A 20496-nucleotide genomic window follows, 5' to 3' on the forward strand; every position below is an offset into this window, starting at 1 on the left:
CCGAGGACTCAGCGGGGCCCGACCGGCCTCACCCGCTCACCGAGACCGACGCCGCGAGCGGATGCCGGGGGGAGAGGGCGGCGAGGGCGACGGCGCCGTCCAGACCCTGGCCCGACGGCGCCACGAGTTCGGTGGCGGGATCGACGGTGGCGATGTCGGCGGCGAATGCGGCACGCAGCGCCTCGGCGCGGAAGACGCCGCCCAGCGCGCAGACGGGCAGGGCGCCATCCGCAGGACGGTCGACCCGGTACAGGGCCGTGGTCACGCTGTGCGCGAGTTCGCGGGCCGCCCGCCGGGTGATGTCCTGCGCGACGGCGTCACCGGACTCGGCGAGTGCGGCGACATCCGTGGCGAGCGAGGCGATGATCGTGACCCGGTCGTCACGCGATTGCAGATCGATGTACGCCTCGGTCAGGCACGGCCACCGCTGTTCGGCCGCCGACCGCAGGGCCGTGGCGGGACCGCGACCGTCGTAGTCGCGAAGGGCCGCGTCCAGCGCCTCCCGCCCGATCCAGTACCCACTGCCGGCGTCGCCGATCAGGTATCCCCACCCGTCCACGCGGGCCATGGTGGTGGCCCCGACAGCGAGGGTGACCACCCCGGTGCCCGCGGCGATGACCGCGCCGCGCCGGTCGCCGAGGGCGCCGAGAAAGGCGGTCGTGGAGTCGTGTGCGAGCACCGTGCGGGTCACCGCGGTGCCGGTCAGCAATCGCCCGAGCGCACCGGCATCCGCCTCACCGGACGTGAGGCCGGACACTCCGGCCGCGACCACCGAGACCGGTGCGCTCGCGCGCGCCATGACCGCACGCGCGACCTGCGCCAGCTGCGGCAACAGCGGGGCATGGGTGCGGATGCCGGGGAAGACATCCTCGTGCGCCGCACCGGCCCACTGCACGCGCGTCTTGATGCCCGTCTGTCCGGCGTCGATCGCCAGCACCGCCGGTTCGATCATCCGACCGGCTCCTGCCGTGCGAGCGCGCGGTACGTCTCGCGCAGGAACGCCCCGGCCGGCTTGCCGTATGGGCAGTAGTCGTCGTTGTGTCCGGCGTCGTCCGGCGCATACAGGTGGGCCGGCCAGTCCCACAGCACGATGCCGCGCACCCAGTCCCGCCGAGAGAGTGCGCGGAACATCGCCCGGTAGTACCGCAGCTGCTCCCCGCCGTCCGGTTCCCCGGGAAGCGTCCAGTCGTTCGGTCGCTCCGCGGAACCGGAGCGGCTCGGGCAGCCGGCTTCGAGGAAGAGGAACGGCTTGCCCGACGCCCTCACGACCGGTTCGATCCGGTCGAGCTGGTCCTCCCAGGTGTCGACGGGGTAGTACCCGCTGGAGGAGACGACATCGACGGCATCCCACCAGGTGATGCGGTCCTCCTGGTACTTGTCGCAGTTGTAGGTGATGAGTCCGGTGAACTCCGCGCGCACCGCCGTGATGAGCCGGCGCCAGTGCTCCTCCTGTCCGTCGGCGCGCACCATCTCGCAGCCGACCGACAGCATGGCGCACCCCTCGGCCTGGGCGATGCGCGCGGCGTGCACGATGAAGCGCGTGTACGAGGCGAACCACTGCGTCCAGCTGGGCTCCCCGGGAACGTCCCAGTCGAAGAAGCCGATGTGGGCCCGCCAGGTGCCGTCCGCGACGTTCACGACGGGTTTCAGGCAGACGCGCATGCCCAGGGCGTGCGCCCGGCGGATGGCGCTGACGATCTCGGCATCGGTGACCGTGGGTTCCGCGTCGAAGGGGATCTCCGTCGAGAACGGCGTCTGCTGCAGCGCGGCGTACGACAGGGCGGTCCAGGTCACGCCGTGGTCGGCCATCTCGCGCATGGACCGCTCTGCCGCGTCGGTCAGCCAGGTGCCGCGGACACCGGTCCACCCCCAGGTCATGCCGCAGACGAAGGTGTCGAGCCCGCTCATCGCACCACCAGCTGGTTGGCGGTGCGCAGCACACGGGGATCGCGCAGCGCGTCGGCGCTGAGGGCTCCGGCGCCGGTGATGAGGACGCGTGCCGATTCCCCCGGCAGCAGCGTGATGAGTCCGTCGGTCGCGTGGGCATCGGGATGCACCTTGTCGGCGAGCAGCGTGAGGTCCCGGGCCAGCGCATCCGTCGTCACGGTGACGACGGTCCCGTCCGCCGTGACCTCCGTCGACACGCTCAGGTCGGGGTCGGGCAGCGCACTGTCACGCGGCTCGACGAAGAACCACAGCCCCCGTTCGTCGGTGGTCTCGGCGACCAGCAGCTCGGCTGCGGGATCGGCCGGATCGGCGACGTTCCGCGGGACGCCGATCGTCGTCGAGGCACGAGGGGCCACCTGGAAGGCCAGGTCGACGCGCGCCGATTCGGTGCCGTCGAAACGCAGCCGGCGCGCGCGCAGCGTGCCCGCCCAGGCCTCAGCGGTGTCGTTTCCCAGCACGACGGCGAGCCCGTCCTCACGGGGCTGCACCGTCACCAGACGGGGAGCGAACGCCGCCCGCAGCGCATGGAAGAGCGGCTTGGCACGGCCCTCGCCGTCGACCGCGGCCCACGAGGTGACCGGCCAGCAGTCGTTCAGCTGCCACACCACGGCACCCATGGTGTGGGGCGCCCAGGAGCGGAAGTGCTCCAGCGCCGTCCGCACCGCCACCGCCTGGTTCAGCTGCATGGCCCAATGCCAGGTCTCCATGTCGGCGGGCATGCGGAAGTGGGACAGCAGGCCGTCGGCCAGCTTGACGTTCCCGTCCTGGGCCTTCTGGTGCACGATCATGCCGGGGGACTCCGGCGTCAACGGGTCGTCGTCGAGGGCGCCGGTGAGCGTGGTCCACGTGGGCGGCCCCTGCCAGCCGAACTCGGCCACGAACCGTGGACGGTGCTCGCGGTAGGTCGGCCAGTCGCGACGGTTCCACTGCTCCCACAGATGCGTGGTGCCGTGCGCCTCGTCGTTGGGGTGGAAACCGGACTGCACGGCGCCGTCCCAGGTGGTTCCCGGGCTGAACGGACTGCCGGGGGAGTAGGGGACGTGGGGAGCGAGTTCCGCCACGAGTCCGGGGAACAGCGCGTAGTAGTAGTGAGCACCCCACGTCGCGCCGTCCAGGCGACGCTTCCAGCCCCAGTCCTCGAACCCCCACAGGTTCTCGTTGTTGCCGGTCAGCAGCACGAGCGAGGGGTGGGATGCCAGGCGCACGATGTTCTGCCGCGCCTCGGCCTCGATCTCGGAACGTAGCGGCTCCTCCTCGGGGTAGGCGGCGCAGGCGAAGAGGAAGTCCTGCCACGTCAGCAGCCCCAGTTGGTCGCACAGGTCGTAGAAGTCGTCGGATTCGTAGATGCCGCCGCCCCAGACGCGGACGAGGTTGAGGTTCGCCGCGACCGCCTGGCGCAGGCGCTGCTCATACCGGGCGCGGTCCACGCGCGCGGGGAGCGCGTCGTCGGGGATCCAGTTGACGCCCTTGACGAAGACGGGCTGATCGTTGACGACCAGCGTGAAGGGCGTGCCGGCGGCATCGGGCTCGGTGTCCCACCGCACGGTGCGGAACCCGACCGCGCGTCGCGTCGCGTCGAGCAGATCGCCGGCCGCCAGCTGGACGTCCACGTCGTACCGCGGCTGGTCGCCGTACCCCGCCGGCCACCATCGTCTGACGTCGTCGAGAGTGACGCGCAGGTGCACGCGGTCTCCCGCGATGTCCGCGTCGGCGGTGGGCGCACCTGCGGCCGGGACGCCTGGACCGTCGACGGCGAGGCGGGCGGTGAGCGGGTGGTCCGTGGCATCCGGCGACCGCTCGATCAGGGCCTCGATATCGACGGCGCCGCCGGCACCGTCCGGTGTCGCCGTCACCCGTACCTCGGCCAGGCGCGCGACCGACCACGATTCCAGGCGCACCGGTCGCCAGAGCCCGCTGGTGTAGGTGGCGATGCCCCAATCCCAGCCGAAGTTGCACGCCGATTTGCGGATCGCCTCGTACGGCAGCGGATAGGGCCTCGGCCGCGCGCCGAGCGCCAGGCTCTGCGCGTTGGCGTAGGGGACGGGGGCGCGGAAGCGCGCCACGAGCTCGTTGTCGCCGTCGATCAGCCTGCCGTCGACGGCGAACCGGTAGGAGCGGTGCTGATTGGCCACGTCGCCCAGCGCGTGGCCGTTGAGCGACAGCTCGGCGACCGTGTCGATGCCGTCGAACACGAGGTCATGGCGCGTGTGCCCGTCTGGGGTCCACGCGAAAGTGGTGCGGTAGGTCCAGTCCACCAGGCCGATCCACGCCAGCAGGTTCTCGTTGGCGCCCCGGTAGGGGTCGGGGATGAGACCGGCCGCCAGTAGGTCGGTGTGGACGGTCCCGGGCACCGCGGCGGGGATCACCACATCGCGCAGGTGAGCAGGGGCGGGACCGGCGGCTGCCTGCGCGGTCCAGCCGTCGTGGAGTTCCCTGCGCTCCAGGCTCATTTCACGGCTCCCGCGGTGAGGCCCCGGTAGATCCACCGCTGCAGCAGCAGGAAGGCCAGGAGAGTCGGGATGATGACGACGATGGTGCCGGCGGCGATGACCTCCCACTGCGCCCCGAACGGGCCCTTGAACCGGAACAGCGAGGTGGAGATGAACCCCTCCGACGGCAGGTAGAGGAAAGCGGCGTAGAACTCGTTGTAGATGGCGATTCCCTTGATGATGACCACGGTGGCGATGGCGGGCTTGAGCAGCGGCAGCACGACCCGCCAGTAGATCGTCCAGCGGTTGGCCCCGTCGATCATGGCCGCCTCGTCGAGCGAGATCGGGATCGAGGCCATGAACTGGATGAACAGGTAGATGGCGATGATGTCGGTGCCCATGAACAGCAGGATGAGCGCGGCCTTGGTGTCGTACAGTCCCAGCCCGTTGATCAGCTGGAAGGTGGCGACCTGGCTGGTCACCCCGGGGATGAGGGTGGCGATGAGGAACAGCACCATGACCAGCTTCTTGCCGCGGAAGGCGAACCGGTCCAGCGCATAGGCGGCCATCGTGCCGAGGAACACGGTGCCGACGAGCGAGACGGCCAGCACGATGCCGGTGTTGACGAAGCCCTCGAGCATCTTGCCGCTGGTGAACGCGGTGACGAAGTTGTCGAAGTTCAGCCAGTTCTGCGGCAGGTCGAAGGGCCCGGACTGCGCGTACTCCGGTGCCGTCTTGAGGCTCGCGAACAGCAGCACCGACAGGGGCAGCAGGGTCACCACGGCGGCGAGGACCAGGCTGGCGTACTTGGCGGTCGTGGCGCTTGTGGAGCGCAGGCGCTCGCCGAGCGTGCGACCCGAGGGTGCGTGCCGGCGGCGCGGCGCGACGGCGACGGTCATGTCAGGTCCACCTTCTCGTCGGGGAAGAGCGCTCGCTGGATCCAGGTCACCAGCAGCACGATGATCAGCAGCACCACAGCCATCGCCGAGGCGAGCCCCACCTGGCGGAAGTTGAACGCCGTCTGCAGCGTCTGGATGACGAACGTCGCCGAGCCGTTGGCGCCGCCGGTCATGATGAAGGGGATCTCGAACACCGAGAGGCTGCCGGCGATGGCGAGGATGAAGCTCAGGCCGATGATGCGACGGATGCCGGGGAAGATGATGGCCCAGAACTGCTGCCATCGGCTGGCACCGTCCAGCTCCGCCGCTTCGTACAGCTCATGGGGGATGGACTGGATGGCGCCGAGGAACAGCACGAAGTTCAGTCCGGTGTAGCGCCACACCGAGGTGCCCGCCAGTGACCAGTTGACGATGTCGGGATTGCCGAGCCATTGCGGCGGGTCGGCGAGTCCGAACCAGGCCAGCACCGTGTCGAGCGTTCCCCCGGGCTGGAACAGATAGAGGAACACGAACCCGACGGCCACGCCGTTGATGAGATACGGGAAGAACAGGATGCCGCGGAAGAAGCTCGACAGTCGCGTGGAGAAGCTCAGGATCGTCGCGAAGTACAGGGCGATGGCCATCTGCGCGAACGAGGCGGCGAAGTAGTACAGGCTCACCCAGAAGACGTTGAAGATGCGCGGGTCGGTGAAGACCTGCGCGTAGTTGTCGAGGCCGACGAACTCCTTGGTGAGATCGATGCCGTCCCAGTCCGTCACGCTGTACCAGAACAGGTTCAGCGCGGGCCAGTACGTGAACAGCAGCAGCAGGCCCACCGCGCCCGACAGGAACAGCCATGGGGTGAGGCGGCCTGCCAGGCGGCGCCCGGCGGGTCGCCCGCCCGGCGCCGCGGTGCCTCCCGCGGCTGCGCGGCGTGTGCCGCGCAGCCGGCGGGATCGCGCCGGGGCGGAGAGGACGGCGGGCGCATCGGCTGGTGCCGCCCCCGGTGTGGCCAGTGACATCTCGCCGTCCCTTCCGGTCAGCCCGCGACGTTGGCCATCGAGGCGGCCCACCGCTCGTTGAGCTCGGCGAAGTAGCTCTCCTTGTCGCCTTCGGCGGCACCACGCGCGATGTCGACGAGTTTCTGCCGGTAGATCGGGCCATACAGGTCGATCTGCGAGTCGTCGGCGATCTCGTTGATGAGTCCCTCCTTGCCCGCCGGCGCCGGGTTGATCTCCATCAGCTCCACGCCCTCTTCCGAGAGCCCCTGCAGCGTCTCGGGCAGCTCCTTGTCGATGACGGGGGAGACCATCCCCTGCTCCTCGGTGTAGCCGGATTCCGACACGACCCACTGGATCCACGCCCACGCGGCCGCTTTGGCGTCGGAGTGCCTGCTGACGGCCAGGTTGTAGTCCCCGCCGATGACGGCGTACTGCGTGCCGTCGACCTCGGCCGGGAACGCCATGAAGCCGATGTCGTCCGCGGAGGCGCCGCCGGTCTCCGCAGCGTCCTGCATCTGCGAGATCGCCCACGACCCGAGGGTCATCGCCGCGATCTTGCCGGTGCCGAGGTCGACCTTCGACTGCTCCCAGTTGGTAGTGAGCGGATCGGGCTCGGTCAGGCCCGCGGCGACCGTCTCGAACAGCAGGGAGTCGATCGCATGCACGTCGGTGCCCTCCGTCCACGGGGCCGGGTTCTCCGCCATCGTGATGGGCGCGTCGGGGTCGTTGGTGACGGCGCCCAGGTTGCTGAAGCTCTGCGTCAGCGGCCAGCCGTCCTTGTAGTTGGTGTAGAGCGGAATGGCGTCGGTGTTGTCCTCGACCAGCTGCAAGGCCGCGAGCCACTCCGCTTCGGTGGTGGGGAGCTCGGTCACACCGGCCTCTTCGAAGACCCTCTTGTTGTAGACCACGCCGTTGGCGTTGCCGCCGAAGGCGATGCCGTACTGGGTGCCCTCGAAGCTGGCAGCCGGAAGGAACCGGTAGGTGTCCTCGAAGTCGGCCGTCTCGCCCAGCGGTTCGAGGAACTGCTCGAACTGTGCAGGTTGGATGTTCGGGATGCCGATGACGTCGCCGTAGTTGGTCGTGCTCATGCGCGTCTGCATCTCGCCGGCGTAGTCGGTGATGCCCTCGAACGTCACGGTGACGTCGGGGTAGGTCTTGTTGAACTCCTCGGCGTATGCCTCGAACGTGCCGTCCTCGACCAGGTCGGTGCGCCAGGTGATCACCTTGATCTCGCCCTGCACCTCGCCGTCGATCGTGTTGTCGGCCTGATCGCCCCCGCCGCCGCCTGCGCAGCCGCTCAGCGCGACGCCGGCAGCGGTCAGCAGGACGATGCCTGCCAGCGCCTTGCGTGCCATGTGATGTCTCCTATCGTTCGCCCTTGAACTCGCGCGCCGCCGTGTCGTCGGGTCGTCGCGAGGTCAGAGTAGGGGCGCTCCGGAAGCGTGCGCAAGGGCCCGATGTCAACGCTGTCTCTGTCTGTCCAGGTGGCGCCCGCCAGTTTTCAAAACACCCTGATCAGGGATTTACTGGCGAAGTCGCTTTCGGCGGCGAGCGAAATGTCCGTGCGAATGTCCTACGTCGTCATCGCGACCGCGGGATGCTAGCCTGAGCCCGTCGCGACGAAGGAGTCCCCGGTGACCGTGCAGCAGCGAGCCACACTCGACGACGTCGCGCGCCTGGCGGGAGTCAGCTCCAAGACCGTTTCCCGCGTCTTCACCCACCGCGGCCTCGTGGCTCCCGACACCGTCGAGCGCGTGCTCGTGGCCGCCAAGCGGTTGCGGTTCCGGCCGAACACGCTCGCCCGCGGGCTGCGGCGCGGTGGCGGCACCAACACCGTCGGGTTCATCATGGGCGAGCTCGGCAACCCCTTCTACTACAAGGTCGCCTCGGGGATCGAGAAGCAGCTCGCCGGCGCCGGCTACGGGCTCGTCGTTGCGACCACCGACGACACGCCGGAAGGCGAGGAGCGGGTTGCCGATGCCCTGCTCTCCCAGCGGATCGGGGCGCTGCTGCTCATCCCGGTCGCCGACGACCAGTCGTACCTGGAAGGCGAGCGGCAGCTGGGGACCCCCGTCATCGCCATCGACCGGCCGGCGCGCAACCTGGTCGCCGACGCCGTGGTGCTCGAGAACCATCGCGGGGCGTTCGACGCGACGCGGCGGCTGCTGGCGCACGGGCACCGGCGCATCGGGTACGTCTGCAACCCGGCATCCGTCTACACGCAGACCGAGCGCCTGCGGGGGTACCGTGATGCGCTCGCGACGTATGGTATCCACGATTCGCGCCGCTGGGAGAGGCTGGGCGACGACCTTTCGGTGCCCGCCGATCGGCTCGTCGGCGACCTGCTCGATGCGGACGACGCGCCGACCGCGTTCATCACCGGCAACAACCGCATGACCATCGGCGCCCTCCGCGTGCTGCGTGCTCGCCGCGACGACGGCCGCACGGCGTTCATCGGGTTCGACGACTTCGATACCGCCGACGTGCTCGGGGTGACGGTCATCAGCTACGACCCGCTCGAACTGGGCCGCCGAGCCGCGACGCTCGCGCTGGAGCGCATGGCCGACCCCGCCGGCTTCACGCAGCAGGTGGCGCTGCCCACCTGGGTGCTGGAGCGCGGCACCGGCGAACGACCGGCTCCGGAGAGGACGCGATGACCACGCCACGCCACATCCACCTGCAGGCCCACGGCGTATCCCTCGTGCTCGAGCACGACGGTGAGCGCCTGCCGAGCGTGCTGCACTGGGGGCGTGCCCTCGGGCAGCCATCACCAGAGGACCTCGACGCGCTGTCGGCCGCGCTCAGCAGACAGACTCCGCCGGGAACGCTGGATGCCGCGTGGCAGGTGTCCCTCTCCCCCCAGGAGGGCGACGGCTTCGCGGGGCGGCCGGGGCTGGAGATCCGCCGCCGCGGAGTGCTGCACCATCCGCGGTGGCGGGTGAGGGATGCCGCCGCGGCGGCTACGGCCTGCACCGTCGTCGCCGATGACCAGACGTCGGGGCTGGTGCTCACGATCGAGGTCACCATCGAGGCGGGCGGGGTCGTCTGGGTCAGCCAGGCACTCGAACTGCCCGCCGCCGCGGAGCCGGTGGAGGTCGGGTGGCTCGAAGCCACCCTCCCCGTACCGGCGGGCGTGGACGCGCTGCTGACCTTCGACGGGCGGTGGACGCGGGAGAAGCGCCCCGTCGCCCTAGACCTGCCGCCCGGCTCGAACGTGCGGCAGTCCCGCCGGGGACGCCCCGGGCACGACGCGCCGCTGGTCGGCATCGTGTCGCGCGGCGCGGCGCGGTGGGATTCCGGCGAGGTCTGGGGCGTGCATCCGGCGTGGTCCTCGGATGTGACGGTGCGCACCGATCGCCTGACCGACGCGGTGCCGCTCATCGGAGCCGGGGAGCTGCTGCGCCCGGGGGAGGTGGTGCTCTCTGCCGGCGAGCGGTACGACGCGCCGCGCGTCGCCTTCGTCTACAGCGATGAAGGACTGGACGGCTTTGCCGGACGGGTGCACGCCTGGATGCGTGCCCGGCCGCAGCATCCGCAGACGCCGCGCCCGCTCGTGCTGAACACCTGGGAGGCGGTGTACTTCGACCAGGACCCGGAGCGCCTGGCGGCGCTCGCCGAGCGGGCGGCCGAGATCGGCGTGGAGCGGTTCGTACTCGACGATGGCTGGTTCCAGGGGCGCCGGGACGACTCCACCAGCCTCGGCGACTGGGTGGTCGACCGCCGTGTCTGGCCCGACGGGCTCGCCCCCCTGGCCGATCGCGTCCACGCCCTCGGCATGCAGTTCGGGCTCTGGTTCGAGCCCGAGATGGTGAGTCTCGACTCCGACCTCGCGCGCTCCCACCCGGACTGGCTGCTGCACGAGCCTGGTCACCTCGACCACCCCGCCGCCCTGTCGTGGCGGCAGCAGTACGTGCTGGACCTCGCACACCCCGAGGCGTTCGCGCACGTCCTCGAGCGCATCGACGACCTGGTGGTGGGGCTCGGCATCGACTTCATCAAGTGGGACCACAACCGCGACCTGGTCGAGAGCGTGCATGCCGGGCGGCCGGGCGGCCATGTGCAGATGCTCGCGGTGTATGAGCTGATCCGGGAGCTGAAGGCGCGGCATCCGGCGCTCGAGATCGAGTCGTGCTCCAGTGGGGGAGCACGCACCGACCTCGGGATGCTGGAGGTGTGCGACCGGGTGTGGGCGAGCGACTCGAACGATCCGATCGAGCGGCAGGACATCCAACGGTGGACCGGACTGCTGCTGCCGCCGGAACTCGTGGGCGCGCACGTGGGGCCCACCGACGCGCACAGCTCGGGACGCCGCACCAGCCTGTCTTACCGGATGGCGACGAGTCTCATGGGTTCGGCCGGCTTCGAATGGGACATCCTCGCGTGCGACGCCGAGGAGACCGCCGCGCTCAGCCGGTTCGCCGCGCTCTACCGCGAGCTGCGTCCGATCGTGCACTCCGGGACCGTGCGCCATCCCCTGGTGCGGGACCCGGCGTGGCGGGCGACCGCCTTCACGACCGACCACGCCGCAGTCGTGATCGTGGCCACCGTCGCGAGCCTCGAGGACGCCCGCGCCGAGCGGCTGCGCATCCCCGGGCTGAGCCCCGAGCTGCGTTACCGGGTGCGGGTGCGGCGCGAGATCGGCGACGCCGCCTACGGGTGGGTCGCCCCGGAATGGTTCACCAGCGGCGAGATCACCCTGGTCGGCTCGCTGCTGTCCGACGTGGGACTGCAGCTGCCGACCCTCTGGCCGGCGCAGGCGTTCGTCCTGCACCTCGAGGCGATCTGATCGGCGCCGGCGTTGGGCGGTCCCCGGGGTATCTTGATATCGAGACAATTGCAGTTCCGGACGGAGAATACGACGTGACCGAGCCCACGATCATCTACACGTACACCGACGAGGCGCCGGCGCTGGCGACGGCATCGTTCCTGCCCATCGTGCAGGCCTACACCGGTCAGGCCGGGGTGTCCGTCGAGACGCGGGACATCTCGCTGGCGGGCCGCGTGCTCGCCGCCTTCCCCCAGCGGCTGACGCCGCAGCAGCAGGTCGGTGACGCGCTGGCCGAGCTCGGAGGTCTCGCGACCCTGCCCGAGGCCAACATCATCAAGCTGCCGAACATCTCGGCATCCATCCCGCAGCTGAAGGCCGCCATCGCCGAGTTGCAGGCCGCCGGCTACGACATCCCGGACTACCCCGACGAGCCGACCACGCTCGAGCAGAAGGACATCCGCGCCCGCTACGACCGCATCAAGGGCTCCGCGGTCAACCCCGTGCTGCGTGAGGGCAACAGCGACCGCCGCGCGCCGCTGGCGGTGAAGAACTACGCCCGCAAGCACCCGCACCGCAACAAGCCGTTCGCCGAAGGATCCAAGACCCGCGTCGCCACCCTCGGGCACGACGACTTCAAGGCCAACGAGACCTCGGTCGTGATCGCCGCCGACGACGTGCTGACGATCCAGCACGTGGCATCCGACGGCACCGTCACTCCGCTCAAGGAGGGCCTGAAGGTCCTTCCGGGCGAGATCGTGGATGCCACGTTCCTCTCGGCCGCGGCCCTGGACGCGTTCCTCGCCGAGACGCTGCGCGCCGCCGAGGCGGACGACGTGCTGTACTCGGTGCACCTGAAGGCCACGATGATGAAGGTCAGCGACCCCATCATCTTCGGCCACGTCGTGCGCGCCTACTTCGCCGACGTGTTCGCGAAGTACGGCGACCGCATCGCCGCCGCCGGACTCACCCCGAACGACGGCCTCGGCGGCATCCTGTCGGGCCTGAAGGACGTCGAGGGCGGCGAGGAGATCATCGCGGCCTTCACCGACGCGATGGCAGGCGGACCCCGCCTGTCGTACGTCAACTCGGACAAGGGCATCACGAACCTGCACGTGCCGTCGGATGTCATCGTGGATGCCTCCATGCCGGCGCTCGTGCGCAACGGCGGCAAGCTGTGGGGCGCCGATGGCGGCGAGGACGACACCATCGCGGTCATCCCGGACTCCTCGTACGCCGGGGTCTACCAGACCGTCATCGACGACGTCATCGCGCACGGTCCGCTGGACCCGGCCACGATCGGCAGCGTTCCCAACGTCGGCCTCATGGCGCAGGCGGCTGAGGAGTACGGCAGCCACGACAAGACGTTCGAGATCGCCTCCGAGGGCGTCGTGCAGGTGCGGAACTCCGCCGGCGACGTGCTGCTCGAGCACGCCGTCGCCCCCGGTGACATCTGGCGTGCGACGCAGACCAAGGACATCGCCGTGCGCGACTGGGTGAAGCTCGCCGTCACCCGTGCCCGGGCCACCGGCGCGCCCGCCGTGTTCTGGCTCGACGCGTCGCGCGCGCACGACGCCCAGCTCATCGAGAAGGTGAAGACCTACCTGGCCGACCACGACACCGACGGGCTCACGATCGAGATCCTCGCGCCGGCAGAGGCCACCCAGTACTCGCTGGACCGCATCCGCAAGGGCGAGGACACCATCTCGGTGACCGGGAACGTGCTGCGCGACTACCTCACCGACCTCTTCCCGATCCTCGAGGTCGGCACGAGCGCCAAGATGCTCTCGATCGTGCCGCTGCTCGCCGGGGGAGGCCTCTTCGAGACCGGCGCCGGCGGCTCGGCTCCCAAGCACGTGCAGCAGCTGGTGGCCGAGAACTACCTGCGCTGGGACTCGCTGGGCGAGTTCTTCGCGCTGGCGGCATCCCTCGAGCACCTCGCGACCACCACCGGCAACGTCAAGGCGCAGATCTTGGCCGACACGCTGGATGCCGCGACGGGCACGTTCCTCGAGCAGGACCGCTCGCCCGGCCGCAAGCTCGGCACCATCGACAACCGCGGCAGCCACTTCTACCTCGCGCTGTACTGGGCACAGGAGCTCGCCCGGCAGACCGCCGACGCCGAGCTGGCCGCCGTCTTCGCCCCGATCGCCGATGCACTGGCTTCGCAGGAGGAGCAGATCGTCGCCGAGCTGAACGCCGTGCAGGGCTCGCCCGCCGACATCGGCGGCTACTACCGCCCCGACGTCGCCCGCGTGGAGGCCGTCATGCGCCCGTCCGAGACGTTCAACGCGGTGATCGACGCGATCGGCTGAGCCGCGCGCAGACCGTGAAACGAATACGGGCGGCCGAGACGATGGGTGTTACCCACTGTCTCGGCCGCCCGCATTCGTCTCAGCGTCGAAGGGCGGGTCGGGATGCCGCTAGAGGCGCACCTCGGCGACGACCTCGCCGTACTCGGTCTCGCCGACGGGGGTGAAGCCCACGCGGGTGAAGAAGGTCTCGGGGCCGCCTTCGCCGGCTTCGTAGATGACGTTCACGTGGTCCATGCCCCGGGAGCGCGCTTCTTCGAGCAGCTTCTCGACGGCGTAGCGCCCGACGCCGCGGCCCTGGTCGTCGGCATCCACGTTGATGCGCCACAGCACCGAGCGGAAGTGCTCCTGCGGCGCCTCGGGATCGAAGTTCGCGCTCACGAATCCGACGACCTCGTCGCCGTCCATGACGACCCGCTGCCAGGAGGTGGCCGGGTTCACCACGGTGGCGGCGATCGCGTAGCTCTCGGGGGCGAGGAAGCGTTCCTGGCCCGGCTTCAGTGACATGTTGTTCACCGCGACGATCGTCGACGCCGACAGTTCCACCACATGAAGCTCAGCCATGAGCACAGGTTATCGGGGTTTGCGACCCCGACGCACATGCGCGAGAAAGCGTCACACGCCGTTCACGCCGTCGACGCGAGCGCACCCAGCCTGTCGGCCAGGAACGAAGCCTGCGCGTACCACTGGTGCGCCTGTCCGCCCTCGTGCTGGTTGTGCGTGTACACCTCGATGCGCTTGTCGCCGGAGTAGTGGTTGAACGCGGCGTAGACCGTCGACGGCGGGCAGACCGGATCCATGAGCGCGACGGAGAAGAGGGCGGATGCCGTCGCCCGCCGGGCGAAGCTGACCCCGTCGAAGTACGACAGCGTCTCGAAGACCCGCTCCTCCGCGCCCCGGTGCACCGAGAGGTAGCGCACGACCTCCTGATAGGGGTCGCTGTCGGTGAGCCCCACGGCACGCTCGAAATGGCACAGGAACGGCACGTCGGGCATGGCGGCGACGAGGCCGTCGCACAGTCCCGCGACGGCGAGCGTGATGCCTCCGCCCTGGCTGCCCCCGGTAACCGACACGCGCGCCGGGTCCACCTCGGGAAAGGAGCGCACGGCATCCACGGCGCGCACGGCGTCGGTGAAGACGCGTCGGTAGTAGTACGTCTCGGGTGAGTCGATGCCGCGCGTCATGAACCCGTTCGCCGCAGGTCCCGACCCGTGCGGGTCGGGGGTGTCACCGCCGGATCCCCACGCCGAGCCCTGGCCGCGCGTGTCCATGAACAGGTGCGCGTACCCGGCGGAGGCCCACGTGCTGCGCTCACCGGGAAGACCGCGGCCGCCGCCGTAGCCGTTGTACTCCACCACGGCGGGGAGGGGCCCGGTCACGCCTCGCGGCAGGGTCAGCCACGCCCGCACCGGCTCGCCGTCGTACCCGGGGAAGGTGACGTCGTAGACGTCGAAGACCGTGAACGGCGTGTCCACCGGGCGACGGGTCGCCTCGCCTCCGGCGGCGCGGGATGCCGTGAGCGTCCTCGTCCAGAAGTCGTCGAAATCGCGCGGTTCGCGTACCTCGGGGCGGTAGACGGCGAGCTCGGCGGGAGGCAGGTCGAAACGGGGCACGATCGCCACCCTAGAGGGCGGCGGGCGCTCAGTAGTGGATCGACACCTCGACGCCCGGGGCGGCCCAGTCGTACAGCTGCGCAGCGCGCCACTCCGGCATCCCGACGCAGCCGTGGCTGGTGGGCGTGCCCCAGTTGCTGTGCCAGTACACCCCGTGGAAAGCCTGTCCGCCGTTGAAGTACATCATCCACTTCACGTCGGGCTGCACGTAGGGACCGAGGTCCTCGCCGTTCGGCCCGCGGTACGTGCCGTAGAGCGTCTGCATGGGGTACATGCGCTGGATCGTGTACTCGCCGGGGTAGGTCGGCGCACCCTGCTTGCCGGTGGAGACCGACCACCCGTCGACCGCGGCGCCGTTCTCGTAGAGGGTGACGCGCTGGGAGCTGAGGTTGACGTCGATGGTGCGCGCCAGCGACGTGGTCTGGAACTCGGTCTCGACGACCGGCAGCGCGTAGGCCGCGTTGCCGTCGGCGAGCTGCTCGGCGAACCCTGCGGCGATGCCGTCGGTCGATTCCAGCGCGCGGCCGGTCTGACCCGCCTGGATGTCCCAGAGCTTCTCGCCGGCGGTGTTGGTGATGACGGTGGCGTCGACCGCCTCGCGGGCGACGAGAGCGGGCAGGGTGTCGACCATCGGCTGGATCGCCGCGGCATCCGCTTCGAACGTCACTTCGCCGTTCTCGCCCGTCGACAGGGTCAGCCAGGATGCCAGCGCCGCCCGGTCGATCGGCACGGTGCGCTCCTCGCCGATGTAGAAGCCGGCGGAATCGAGCATGGCGTTGAGCGTGTCGACGCCCGCCTGACCTTCTTCGGTGGTGGTGTTGGCGGGAAGGACGGCACGGCCCGGATCATCGAGCGAGACCGAGCTCGCCCCGTCGTCGAAGGCCTGCTGCAGCGCCGCTTCGACGGCCGTCGGGTCGATGCCCTCGCCGTCGATCGCGGGGGTCAGCACGTAGGCCTGCGATGCCGCGTCGAAGGCGACCGTCGCGTCGGTGGGCGCCGTGTACAGCGCGGGGGCAGCGTCGCGCAGCACTTCCGCCGTCTGCTCGGCGTCGATGGTCACGGTGGCGGCCACGGGATCGCCGAACCACTGGGTGACGTTCCACATGGGGCGCTCGGCGAAGGCGGCTTCGGCGAGGGCCTGACCGTCGACGCTCGCGCCCAGGTCGGCGGCGGTGACGGTCGCGCCGCCCTCCAGCACGATCTCGGTGCTGCCGAGGCGCTCGTTGATCACGTCGCCTGCGGCACCGGGGGTGAGCCACCCCACCGGGACGCCGGCCACGGACGTGCCCGGGGCGACCAGCATGAGTGATGCGGCGGCTGCGCCGAGTGCGAGCGCAGCGGCCGGTACGCCGATCCACAGACCCAGTCGGCGTCGCTTGGGTGCCGCTTCGGCGGGTGCCCAGCGCACGTCGTTTCCGTCGGTGCGGTCACCTCCTGCGTCGAGGGCAACGGTCGTCGCGTCGTCGGCGGCAGCGCCGTTCGAACTGTCTGCCTCTGGCCTGGTGACCACGTCCGTCACATTCCACCCCCCGGTCCGTGTGTGCCGATACCTCCGTCCCATGGTAATCGACGCCTGACACGCCGGAGGCAACGGAACGGTCACGGTACGGCGCAGGACGGCGGCGCGACGTGACCGGCGGCGCGGGAGGACGAGGTGCGGTTGGATGGAGGTGTCGCCTCCGCCGATCGGCGCGGGGCGCCCCATCGAGGAGGAAGCGTCCTATGGCTGAGATCGTGATCGTCCCGTCGGCAGCGGATGCCGGAGCGCTCGTCGCCGCGGAGATCCTGGGCCTGGTGAAGCGAAAGCCCGACGCCGTGCTGGGCCTCGCCACCGGCTCCACCCCGCTGCCGGTCTACGAGGCGCTGCGGGCCCGACACGGCGAGGTGGACCTCTCTCGGGTGCGCGGGTTCGCGCTGGACGAGTACGTGGGCATCGATCCCGCCCACCCCGAGAGCTACCGCAACGTCATCACGCGGGAGGTCGTCGAGCCGCTCGGGCTGGACCCGGCGCGCGTGCGCGTGCCGAACGGATCGCTCGAGGGCATCGAGCACGCCGGTGACGACTACGAGCGCGCCATCGCCGAGGCGGGCGGGGTCGACCTGCAGATCCTCGGGATCGGCACCGACGGACACATCGGCTTCAACGAGCCGGGATCGTCCTTCGCCTCCCGCACCCGCGTGAAGACGCTCACCGCGCAGACGCGCGACGACAACGCGCGCTTCTTCAACTCGGTCGACGAGGTGCCGATGCACTGCATCACGCAGGGCCTGGGCACCATCCTGTCGGCCCGGCACCTCGTGCTGCTGGCCTTCGGCGAGGGAAAGGCCGCTGCCGTCGTCGGCGCGGTCGAGGGGCCGGTGACCGCCTCGCTCCCGGGCTCCGCGATCCAGCTGCACCCGCACGCGACGGTCGTGGTCGACGAGGCCGCGGCGTCGAAGCTCACGCGGGCGGACTACTACCGCTACACGTGGGAGAACAAGCCGGCCTGGCAGGGTCTCTGAGCGCGGTCCGGGCTCACCCGCTCGGCCCGCTCAGCCGGCTCAGGGCGCGAAGACCTTGCCGGGGTTGAGGATGCCGAGCGGGTCGAACACACGGGCGATGTCCCGCTGCAGCTGCCACTGATCGTCGCCGAGCTCGTCGGCGAGCCATCGCCGCTTGAGCACGCCGATGCCGTGCTCTCCGGTCAGCGTGCCGCCCAGGCGCAAGGCGGCGCGGAACAGGTCGTCGGCGGCATCCCAGACGGCCGGCGGCACCTCGGTTCCCTCGAACACGAAGTTCGGGTGCAGGTTGCCGTCGCCGGCGTGCGCCACCGTCGGGATCACCATGCCGTGGTCGCGCTCGACGCGGGCGATCTCGTCGAACATCGCCGGCAGGGCGCTGCGGGGCACCGAGACGTCCTCGATGAGGGTCGTACCGAGGGTCACCATGGCCGGGTGCATCGCGCGGCGCACGGCCAGCAGCCGCTCGCCCTCGGCCTCGTCGGCGGCGAGGGTCACCGTGCCTCCCGCGGCTTTCAGCACATCGGCGATGGCCTCGGCCTCGACGTCGGCGGCGGGACCGTCGGTCTGGATCGTGAGCTGGGCGGCGCCCGGGGTGGGAGGCGGCAGCTGCAGCAGCCGGTGCACGGCCTCGAGGCTGACGGCATCCATCAGCTCCATGATCGCCGGCTGGATGCCCGAGGCGGTCACCGCGGCCGACCCGACGGCGGCCGAGCGGACGTCGGAGAAGGTGGCCGCGAGGGTGCGCGTGCCGCCGGGTACGAGACGGCGGAGCTTCAGCGTTGCACCCACGACGACGCCGAGGGTTCCTTCGGAGCCGATCATGAGCGCGGTGAGGTCAAGACCGGTGACGCCCTTGACGCTGCGGTGGCCGAGATGCACCAGCCGGCCGTCGGCGAGCACGACGTCCAGGCCCAGCACGGCATCGCGGACGACCCCGTACTTGGCGCACAGCAACCCGCCGGCGCCGGTGGCGATGTTGCCGCCGACGGTGGAGATGTCGCGGCTGGCGGGGTCGGGGGCCCACCACAGTCCGTGCGCGGCCAGCGCCGCGTTGAGCTCGGCGTTGATGATGCCCGGCTCCACCACGGCGAGCAGGTCGTCGGGGCGCACCTCGAGGATGCGGTCCATGCCCCGCACCGACAGGGCGATCTCGCCCGCACCTGCGTTGGCGCCGCCGGCGAGTCCGGTACCGGCGCCGCGGGTGACGACGGGCGTGCGGGTCGCGGTGGCGATCTGCATCGTCTGCTGCACGTCGGCGATGGATGCCGCGTGCACGACGGCCAGGGGGGCCGCAGCGGACGCGTGTCCGGACTTGTCGGCGCGGGCGGCGTCGAGCGCTTCGTGGGAGGTGTCGACCCGGCTGCCGAGCGCTTCGCGCAGCAGCGCGACCACATCGGGTGCTGCGGGCGGCGCGGCGGAGGTCATGCCAGGCGGCGGCGCCCGCTGATGACGCCGACGGTCACGGCGACGATGGCGAACCCGAGTCCCACCCAGGTGTGGCCGAGCGCCCACCAGGCGATGGTCGCGGCGGCGTAGACGAAGAGCTCGACCAGTGCCCGCACGAACGGGTGCACGGCGAGCACGGCGCGTGGCGACACGAACAGCGCCCACAGCAGGATCGCGACGATGGGGGCGCCGATCCCCGCGACGAGGTTCCACGGGAACTCCCACGCCACGAAGCCCCAGAAGGCGAGGGTCGAGAACGCGAACACGCCGCAGACCGCCGAGAACACGTCCACCGCGGTGAGCGCGCGGCTGGTGTCGGGCTGCGGCGGCTGCGGCTCGGCGGGTTTCGCGGGGCGCACGGAGGGCAGATCGGACATGGCTTCAGTCTACGTCTGGCGCAGGAGCAGCCCGCCGGGGGCCGCTACGCCGGAACGCCGTCCACCCACACCGTCCGCACGGTGAGGTCGGCGTCCAGCAGCACGGCGTCGGCCGTCGCGCCGACGGCGAGCGACCCCGCCTGCGCGCCGATCGCACGCGCGGGGACGGTGGTGAGCGCCGCGACCGCGTCCGGCATCGAGACGCCGCACCGGCCGGTGACCATCCGCAGCGCGGCATCCTGCGTCAGCGTCGACCCCGCGATCGATCCGCCGTCGTCCAGGCGCGCCACCCCGTCGGTGACCGTCACAGCGAGCCCGCCGAGCGTGTAGGCGCCGTCGGCCGAGCCTGCGGCGGCCATCGCATCGGTGATGAGGGCGACGCGACCGGGGGCGCCCGCGAAGACCAGCCGCATCACGTCGGGGTGCACGTGCGTGCCGTCGGCGATGAGCTCGATCGTGACGCGCTCGTCCCGCATCGCCGCGACGACGGGGCCCGGCGCGCGGTGATGGATGCCGCGCATGCCGTTGAAGGCATGGGTGAGGATCGTCGCGCCCGCGTCGAAGGCGCGTCGGGCCGCATCGGAGTCGGCGCCGGTGTGCCCCACGGCCACGGCCACGCCGGCGGCGACGAACCGGGCGATCGCGTCGGATGCCCCCGGCAGCTCGGGGGCGAGGGTCACCTGCCGGATGGTGCCGTCGCCGGCATCCAGCAGCCGGTCCACGGATGCCGCATCGGGGGCTTGCAGCAGGCCCGCGGTGTGCGCGCCTTTGTGGCCGACGTCGAGGAACGGACCCTCCAGGTGCGAGCCGAGGATCGTGGCATCCGCCCGGGCCAGGCGCGCGACCGCGGTGACGCGGGAGACCATATCGTCGATCGACGCCGTCACGAGAGACAGCACCGCCCGCGTCGTGCCGTGGGCGCGGTGCATCGCGCGGGCCTCGGCGATGGCTTCCGGGCCGTCGTCGAACGCGTGACCCGCACCGCCGTGGCCGTGGATGTCGACGAAGCCGGGCGTCAGCCAGGCGCCGTCGCCGTCGTGCGCGTCGGCGGGGGAGAGGCCTCGCCAGGAGTCGCCCTGGCCGACGGCGGCGACACGGCCGCCCTGGAACGCCACCCAGGCGTCGTCGGTGATCTCACCGGCGTCGACGAGCCGCACGCGGTGGATGACGAGGTCGACACGGGAAAAGCCCTGGGTCTGCACGGTAAGCCAGCGTAGCAACGCGGC

General features: G+C 70.8%; 16 protein-coding genes. 4 read left to right on the forward strand and 12 right to left on the reverse strand.

What is annotated here, in order from left to right:
* Positions 1–28 precede the first annotated feature (28 nt).
* Genes QNO21_RS02415 through QNO21_RS02440 form a run of 6 tightly spaced genes read right to left on the reverse strand, consistent with a single transcriptional unit; the run spans position 29 to position 7610 of the window.
* Positions 29–952 (reverse strand): N-acetylglucosamine kinase, encoded by a 924-nt coding sequence (locus QNO21_RS02415; RefSeq protein ID WP_257515082.1) that lies wholly within the window; start codon positions 950–952, stop codon positions 29–31.
* Entirely contained in the window at positions 949–1908 is a 960-nt protein-coding gene (locus QNO21_RS02420; RefSeq protein WP_257519639.1) for a glycoside hydrolase family 113, read from the reverse strand. Before QNO21_RS02420 ends, QNO21_RS02415 begins: the two co-directional genes overlap by 4 nt.
* Positions 1905–4397 (reverse strand): glycoside hydrolase family 2 protein, encoded by a 2493-nt coding sequence (locus QNO21_RS02425; protein ID WP_257519638.1) that lies wholly within the window; start codon positions 4395–4397, stop codon positions 1905–1907. Before QNO21_RS02425 ends, QNO21_RS02420 begins: the two co-directional genes overlap by 4 nt.
* Positions 4394–5275 (reverse strand): carbohydrate ABC transporter permease, encoded by an 882-nt coding sequence (locus QNO21_RS02430; RefSeq protein WP_257519636.1) that lies wholly within the window; start codon positions 5273–5275, stop codon positions 4394–4396. Before QNO21_RS02430 ends, QNO21_RS02425 begins: the two co-directional genes overlap by 4 nt.
* The gene (locus tag QNO21_RS02435) at positions 5272–6276 is read right to left on the reverse strand and encodes a carbohydrate ABC transporter permease (RefSeq protein WP_285178411.1); all 1005 of its coding nucleotides are present in this window, start codon (positions 6274–6276) and stop codon (positions 5272–5274) included. Before QNO21_RS02435 ends, QNO21_RS02430 begins: the two co-directional genes overlap by 4 nt.
* A gap of 17 nt (positions 6277–6293) precedes the next feature.
* The gene (locus QNO21_RS02440; protein ID WP_257519634.1) at positions 6294–7610 is read right to left on the reverse strand and encodes an ABC transporter substrate-binding protein; all 1317 of its coding nucleotides are present in this window, start codon (positions 7608–7610) and stop codon (positions 6294–6296) included.
* Positions 7611–7889: 279 nt separating this feature from the next.
* On the opposite strand from QNO21_RS02440, the gene QNO21_RS02445 reads away from it, so the two are divergent.
* From QNO21_RS02445 to QNO21_RS02455, 3 genes are all read left to right on the forward strand, one after another.
* Positions 7890–8912 carry a LacI family DNA-binding transcriptional regulator gene (locus QNO21_RS02445; RefSeq protein ID WP_257515088.1) on the forward strand — a complete coding sequence of 341 codons (1023 nt, stop codon included), beginning with the start codon at positions 7890–7892 and terminating at the stop codon, positions 8910–8912.
* A complete protein-coding gene (locus QNO21_RS02450) occupies positions 8909–11041 on the forward strand; it encodes an alpha-galactosidase (protein WP_257519633.1) in 2133 nt (710 codons plus the stop codon). Before QNO21_RS02445 ends, QNO21_RS02450 begins: the two co-directional genes overlap by 4 nt.
* Positions 11042–11115: 74 nt before the next feature.
* The gene (locus tag QNO21_RS02455) at positions 11116–13335 is read left to right on the forward strand and encodes an NADP-dependent isocitrate dehydrogenase (protein WP_257519632.1); all 2220 of its coding nucleotides are present in this window, start codon (positions 11116–11118) and stop codon (positions 13333–13335) included.
* Positions 13336–13443: 108 nt separating this feature from the next.
* Here QNO21_RS02455 and QNO21_RS02460 read toward each other — a convergent pair whose 3' ends face one another.
* The 3 genes from QNO21_RS02460 to QNO21_RS02470 form a co-directional block, all read right to left on the reverse strand.
* The gene (locus tag QNO21_RS02460; protein ID WP_257519631.1) at positions 13444–13896 is read right to left on the reverse strand and encodes a GNAT family N-acetyltransferase; all 453 of its coding nucleotides are present in this window, start codon (positions 13894–13896) and stop codon (positions 13444–13446) included.
* Positions 13897–13958: 62 nt separating this feature from the next.
* Positions 13959–14945, reverse strand: coding sequence for an acetylxylan esterase (locus tag QNO21_RS02465; RefSeq protein WP_257519630.1), 987 nt, complete (start codon positions 14943–14945; stop codon positions 13959–13961).
* Between the two features lie 28 nt (positions 14946–14973).
* The gene (locus tag QNO21_RS02470; protein WP_257519629.1) at positions 14974–16464 is read right to left on the reverse strand and encodes a L,D-transpeptidase family protein; all 1491 of its coding nucleotides are present in this window, start codon (positions 16462–16464) and stop codon (positions 14974–14976) included.
* A gap of 203 nt (positions 16465–16667) precedes the next feature.
* On the opposite strand from QNO21_RS02470, the gene QNO21_RS02475 reads away from it, so the two are divergent.
* Positions 16668–17447, forward strand: coding sequence for a glucosamine-6-phosphate deaminase (locus QNO21_RS02475; RefSeq protein ID WP_257519628.1), 780 nt, complete (start codon positions 16668–16670; stop codon positions 17445–17447).
* Positions 17448–17486: 39 nt separating this feature from the next.
* On the opposite strand, the gene QNO21_RS02480 is transcribed toward QNO21_RS02475, so the two are convergent.
* The 3 genes from QNO21_RS02480 to nagA are packed head-to-tail and all read right to left on the reverse strand — an operon-like array spanning position 17487 to position 20472.
* Positions 17487–18872: an FAD-binding oxidoreductase gene (locus QNO21_RS02480; RefSeq protein WP_257519627.1), complete on the reverse strand. Its 1386-nt coding sequence runs from the start codon at positions 18870–18872 to the stop codon at positions 17487–17489.
* A complete protein-coding gene (locus tag QNO21_RS02485; protein WP_257519626.1) occupies positions 18869–19270 on the reverse strand; it encodes a YrdB family protein in 402 nt (133 codons plus the stop codon). The genes QNO21_RS02480 and QNO21_RS02485 overlap by 4 nt, the downstream gene beginning before the upstream one ends.
* Positions 19271–19314: 44 nt before the next feature.
* On the reverse strand, positions 19315–20472 hold the full coding sequence (nagA, locus tag QNO21_RS02490; RefSeq protein ID WP_257519625.1) for an N-acetylglucosamine-6-phosphate deacetylase: 1158 nt from the start codon (positions 20470–20472) through the stop codon (positions 19315–19317).
* Positions 20473–20496 lie beyond the last annotated feature (24 nt).

Origin of the sequence: Microbacterium sp. zg-Y818, from assembly GCF_030246905.1 — a bacterium.
Classification (GTDB): Bacteria; Actinomycetota; Actinomycetes; order Actinomycetales; family Microbacteriaceae; genus Microbacterium.

Excerpts from the sequence above, each read along its gene's own strand:
- QNO21_RS02435 (WP_285178411.1), bottom strand. The coding sequence starts at position 6,276 with ATGTCACTGGCCACACCGGGGGCGGCACCAGCCGATGCGCCCGCCGTC.
- QNO21_RS02460 (WP_257519631.1), bottom strand. The coding sequence starts at position 13,896 with ATGGCTGAGCTTCATGTGGTGGAACTGTCGGCGTCGACGATCGTCGCG.
- QNO21_RS02415 (WP_257515082.1), bottom strand. The coding sequence starts at position 952 with ATGATCGAACCGGCGGTGCTGGCGATCGACGCCGGACAGACGGGCATC.
- QNO21_RS02440 (WP_257519634.1), bottom strand. The coding sequence starts at position 7,610 with ATGGCACGCAAGGCGCTGGCAGGCATCGTCCTGCTGACCGCTGCCGGC.
- QNO21_RS02430 (WP_257519636.1), bottom strand. The coding sequence starts at position 5,275 with ATGACCGTCGCCGTCGCGCCGCGCCGCCGGCACGCACCCTCGGGTCGC.
- QNO21_RS02420 (WP_257519639.1), bottom strand. The coding sequence starts at position 1,908 with ATGAGCGGGCTCGACACCTTCGTCTGCGGCATGACCTGGGGGTGGACC.
- QNO21_RS02450 (WP_257519633.1), top strand. The coding sequence starts at position 8,909 with ATGACCACGCCACGCCACATCCACCTGCAGGCCCACGGCGTATCCCTC.
- QNO21_RS02475 (WP_257519628.1), top strand. The coding sequence starts at position 16,668 with ATGGCTGAGATCGTGATCGTCCCGTCGGCAGCGGATGCCGGAGCGCTC.
- QNO21_RS02425 (WP_257519638.1), bottom strand. The coding sequence starts at position 4,397 with ATGAGCCTGGAGCGCAGGGAACTCCACGACGGCTGGACCGCGCAGGCA.
- QNO21_RS02485 (WP_257519626.1), bottom strand. The coding sequence starts at position 19,270 with ATGTCCGATCTGCCCTCCGTGCGCCCCGCGAAACCCGCCGAGCCGCAG.
- QNO21_RS02480 (WP_257519627.1), bottom strand. The coding sequence starts at position 18,872 with ATGACCTCCGCCGCGCCGCCCGCAGCACCCGATGTGGTCGCGCTGCTG.